Genomic DNA, 4,743 nt, shown 5'->3' with positions numbered 1-4,743 from the left:
TGGAAACGAAAATCACCTGTCAGGCACCCACATTGCCATGACAGCCTTACACGCATAAACCTGATGGGAGGAAATATGCGCCTTACAGTGGTATCCTTAAAAACCTTGAATAGAGCCACTATGAAGACGTTTTTTGATCCGCTGAAAAGACGCTTATCCAAAGGCGCCTAGCATTCACCTGATCTTGGATCAAGGCCTCTACAAGCAAAGATACCCAAAAAGCAGCAAAAGAAAGAGGGATTGAGGTGCATTATTTCCAGCCCCAACCTGAACCCCATCGAAGAATGAACATGTGCGCAATAATCGATTTTTCGCCTCTGCCAAAAAGTTTTGCAAGAGTATGCTGCATTTTTTCGACCAAACCTGAGACACCATCGCCATGGATCTTGTCTGTGTCAATGACTACTTTTAACGCATTAGTCCAACATTTTCAGTTTTATTTGGCATATACAAGACTTGGATACGCTATATATTTTATCGATTCTTGATACTGACTTCGCTTTTATTTGCTTGCTTCCACGTACGAAAAGTCTTTTTTTTATAGCTATAGCCTAATCTTTTTAACCAGTAACTGATTGTAAAAATACTTACCCCAAATTCTTGAGCAGCTTTTTTTAAGGTCATATTTTGGTTTTCTTTGACGTACTCTTCAAGCTTTCCTAAGTCAATCTTTTTTTCTGAGCCACCACGCCTCTTAGGAAAATAACTGCCTTCTTGTTTGTATTTTCTATACCACCTGCCTATCGCTGATACACTTATTTTAAATAGTTGCGATGCTTCAATGTACCCGTTCCCCTCATCTAAATATTCTATTACTCTTTGTCTTAAATCGTTGCTGTAGCTCTTCGTCATTTTCTTTTTACTGTAACAAAAAAATTACACCTAATTCAACCTAAATTACTATACCATAATTTAATGTACGACACTACATACTTGATTTTTTTCATGAATTTTGTTTTCTTAAATTATTTTGTTATAAAATCAAAATATTATTTTAAATCATTTTTATAAAAAGCTGTTCATCTTGAATTTTAGATAAATATTTTATAGAATGCAAAGGATTAAATGCTTTGGCACTGAAAAAGATTTACAATATGAATACTTGGATTCCTTTGATTTCTCGTCGTGTAAGTCGGCTTTTGGGAAAAGAGTCTGAAAATCTTATTCAGGGAATTTCTACTAACGATATGAAGCTTCTTGACCATCGCATTGGGGTGTTTACTGCTTTTTTAAACCGTCAAGGACGTTTTCTTGCAGACGCTTTCGTTTTTTATCACAAGGGGCATTTATGTTTAGAGTGCGATGTTGTTCATTATCCTGTGATTAAAGGGCTGATCGATCAGTATGGGCCATTGCATTCTGTTCAGATTCAAGATATGCCTTTTGCTGTTATAAGTTTTAGTGGTCCAGAATGCCATCAACTTCATCATGAAGTACAAATGCATATACAAGAGCGATCTGGTATCATATTTCAAGACCCTCGTCACCTAAATTTGGGTTTTCGCGTTATCCTCCCTTATGAATGTTGGCACGAAATTCCCACCCCTTTGTGTATTCCAGGAACAGAAAAATATTATCGTGTTTTATGTATTCAAAACGGTATTCCTTGCGGTGCTTGTGACCTTGTTGGTGGACGTTCTTCGATCTTAGAATACCATTACCATCTTCATCAAGGAATTTCTTGGAAAAAGGGATGCTATATAGGACAAGAGGTCATTGCAAGAAGTTTTTATCAGAATCGTTTTCGTAGGGGCTTATTTCGTTTAACTCATGTTCTTGCCGGATCTGTTTTAAAAGCTGGGGAAGATCTATTAGATAATAAAGGTAATGTTCAAGGGATTTGGGGAAGTTTTTGCTCAGGTCAGGGATTGCTTTGTTTGGATCAAGCGTGGGCTCTTACTTGTCTGGATACCGGAAATTTTGAAGGGTACAAGACCGATGGAACAATGGTAACCGGAATATTAACTCCTAATAAAGAATCGATAGAGGTCTGTACTCAAGGAGTCTAGCAATGTCTAACAAAAAAATTTCTGTATTTTTCTACGAAATTTCTCGTCCTTTTTGGAAGCAAATCATAGCATTAAGTTTTCTTTCTTTGGCTTGGGCCGCCATTGTTACGTTACAACCCGCTTTGGTCAAGTCTATCATTGACATCGTAACCCATGCAAAAAATATGCCTTATACTGAAACACTTACAAAACTGATGGTTTTTTACCTTCTTTTAGGTCTTGGCTTTTGTTGGATTAATTTTGGCTACGACACAACAATAGCAAGATTTTTTCCTGCTCAAAGGGAATACATTGCGCTAAAATTAATGCAGCGAATGATGCAAAAGCCTCTTCAATTTTATCAAAAGCATTTTTCTGGAAATCTTACCAATAAAATTAACGACGTAGTGACGTTTGTTCCCAACATTATTGAAATTTTTGTTGATAACTTTTTAACTTGCTTTTTTACGCTGGTGTTTTCAATGTATAGCGTGGCAAAAGTTCATCCGCATTTTGCTTGGGCATTACTGTGCTGGTTGATTATTTTTTTGGGAGGATCTTTAAGTTTTTTATTTTCTAAGAGCCATTTGGCACACCGTGCTGCAGAATCTCGCTCTAGAGTAGTGGGAAAAATTGTAGATGTTTTTTCTAACATTGCCAGTGTACAGCTTTTTTTTAGGCATATTCTAGAACTTTCGCTGATACGTCAATACACAAATGCGGCCTTACAAAAGGAACAGGATAGGGATTATTTTTTTCGCATTCTGCATGCTTTCCAGAGCCTGTCTTTTGTATTTTTTGAAGGATTATGTTTTTGGTGGCTTTGGAAAGGGATAAAATCTGGAGAAATCAGTGCTGGAGAATTCGTTTTAGTGCTAACATTAAATGTGCAAATTTTAGATCAATTTTGGACTTTAGGAGCAGAAATAAGAGAATTCTGGGAAAAATTAGGTGCATTAAAGCAGGCTCTTTCCATTGTGTACTGTGAAAGTCAAGTTTTAGAATTAACATCTCTTCCCCCTCATTTGTCAGTTTCCACAGGGGAGATTGTATTTCAAAGGGTAAATTTTTCCTACGATCGTCACAGCAAAGCACCTCTTTTTTCTGATTTTAATCTTCATATTCCAGGAGGGCAAAAAGTAGGGATTGTTGGATTTTCAGGAAGTGGAAAATCAACTTTTATTAATTTACTGCTTCGAATTCAAGATGTCCAAAAAGGACAAGTGTGTGTAGACGGTCAAGATATAAAAAATGTTAATCTATGCAGCTTAAGGCAGGCGATTTCTGTGATCCCTCAAGAATGTATATTATTCAATAGGTCTGTTTTGGATAATATTTTGTACGGTCGCCCTGAATCAACTTTTGAAGAGGTGCAGGAAGCAGCAAAAAAATCTCAGATTCATGAAGTGATACAAGCGCTTCCTCAAGGATATGATACGATTGTAGGAGAAAGAGGAAGCCGTCTTTCAGGGGGACAGCGACAACGTATTGCCATTGCAAGAGCTATATTAAAGGATGCGCCTATTTTAATTTTAGATGAACCGACCAGCAGTCTAGATGGAATTACAGAAGAAGAGTTACAAAAAGCGTTTTCAGAAGTAATGCATGGTAAAACTGTTTTATTTATTGCACACCGTTTAAATACCTTATTAAGCATGGAGCGTCTTTTAGTGTTTAGCGCGGGAAAAATTGTTCAAGATGGAACACATGACTCGTTAATTTTACAGAAAAATGGAATGTATCGAAAATTGTGGAGTTTACAAATGAGAGGTCTTAAAGAAGAATAAAGCCTCTGAAATACGGAATTAGGTTAAAGTAAAAATAAATACCATATTCTTTTACAATTAAGTTGATTTTTTCGATTTTTTTTGAGAAGGTATTTTGGAACGATTAGTGGGATAGGATAAAAGATCTTTTGCCTGGAAAACAAGGAGATGATTCCGCCCAAGACAATCTCTTGTTTACGGAGGCTATTTTTATCGCTATAACTAAGGTCACATAAAAAAGTTATGTACAACGAAAATAAATCACGCTAGAATGTTTATCAAAAATTCCGTAAAAAAGTGCTACATACACTCAGCTAGTGAAAGTTTTACCGATTGAAAATTGATTTAACGTGACTTTTTTATGTGATCTTAGAACCTGTATTCATGAATAAAAAAGTGTGATATAAAAGGCTTGGAGGAGTAGAAGAAGAATTATCCAAGCATGACAATATAAGCTAATACAAAAAAAGAGGGGGTTAATGCAGTATTTTATATAATCAAGAGCGGTTGTCAATGGCGCATGCTACCAAAAGATTTTCCACCATATTCGACGGTACATTTGTTTTATAGACCATGTAGGATTAAGGGGGTATGGGAAAAAGAGATGCATGAACTTGTTAAGACAAGCCGAAGTAAGTATGAAAGGAGTAAGAATCCCAGCTATAGCATCATTCACAAAGTGTTAAAACAAGTGTTAACCCCACAAGTGCCTCAGAAAAAATAGGTATAGATGGAGGGAAAAAAGATACGCAAACAGCATAGTGTTCTTGATAGGCAAGGCAATCTGCTCCATATCACTGTTCATAAGGCCAATGGCACAGGTGCTGGGTGCGGAGTTTTTGAAGAAGCGTTGCAAAAATATCCTACATTAAAGGGAGTTTGTGAGAACTCTATTGAATAAAACTATAGCAATCTCAGAGCGTATATCTCAAGGATGGGCCATACTTCCAAAGCGTTGGATCGTCGAAAGAACATAGGATAGCTAAATC

General features: G+C 36.5%; 4 protein-coding genes and 1 pseudogene. 4 read left to right on the top strand and 1 reads right to left on the bottom strand.

All coding sequences use genetic code 11. The features are described 5' to 3' along the window. Window positions 1-474 precede the first annotated feature (474 nt). Window positions 475-852, bottom strand: coding sequence for an IS630 transposase-related protein (locus K737_RS01965; RefSeq protein ID WP_006301614.1), 378 nt, complete (start codon window positions 850-852; stop codon window positions 475-477). A 242-nt stretch (window positions 853-1,094) separates the two neighbouring features. Between K737_RS01965 and ygfZ the strand changes: the two genes are divergently transcribed. The 4 genes and pseudogenes from ygfZ to K737_RS10335 all read left to right on the top strand — a co-directional run bounded on the left by ygfZ (window position 1,095) and on the right by K737_RS10335 (window position 4,655). Continuing rightward, window positions 1,095-2,009 (top strand): CAF17-like 4Fe-4S cluster assembly/insertion protein YgfZ, encoded by a 915-nt coding sequence (ygfZ, locus tag K737_RS06750; RefSeq protein ID WP_006301613.1) that lies wholly within the window; start codon window positions 1,095-1,097, stop codon window positions 2,007-2,009. Between the two features lie 2 nt (window positions 2,010-2,011). Continuing rightward, window positions 2,012-3,775, top strand: a complete 1,764-nt coding sequence (locus K737_RS01955; protein WP_006301611.1) for an ABC transporter ATP-binding protein — start codon at window positions 2,012-2,014, stop codon at window positions 3,773-3,775. A gap of 457 nt (window positions 3,776-4,232) precedes the next feature. Next, window positions 4,233-4,478: pseudogene (locus tag K737_RS11850) on the top strand (transposase); the annotation flags it as partial. A 6-nt stretch (window positions 4,479-4,484) separates the two neighbouring features. After that, window positions 4,485-4,655 carry a hypothetical protein gene (locus tag K737_RS10335; protein ID WP_024161370.1) on the top strand — a complete coding sequence of 57 codons (171 nt, stop codon included), beginning with the start codon at window positions 4,485-4,487 and terminating at the stop codon, window positions 4,653-4,655. The last annotated feature ends 88 nt before the right edge of the window (window positions 4,656-4,743 follow it).

The organism is Holospora undulata HU1, assembly GCF_000388175.3.
In the GTDB taxonomy this organism is placed as follows: domain Bacteria; phylum Pseudomonadota; class Alphaproteobacteria; order Holosporales; family Holosporaceae; genus Holospora; species Holospora undulata_A.
The sequence above is the reverse complement of the archived record's forward strand: the minus strand, read 5'-3'. Positions and strand labels throughout refer to the sequence as shown.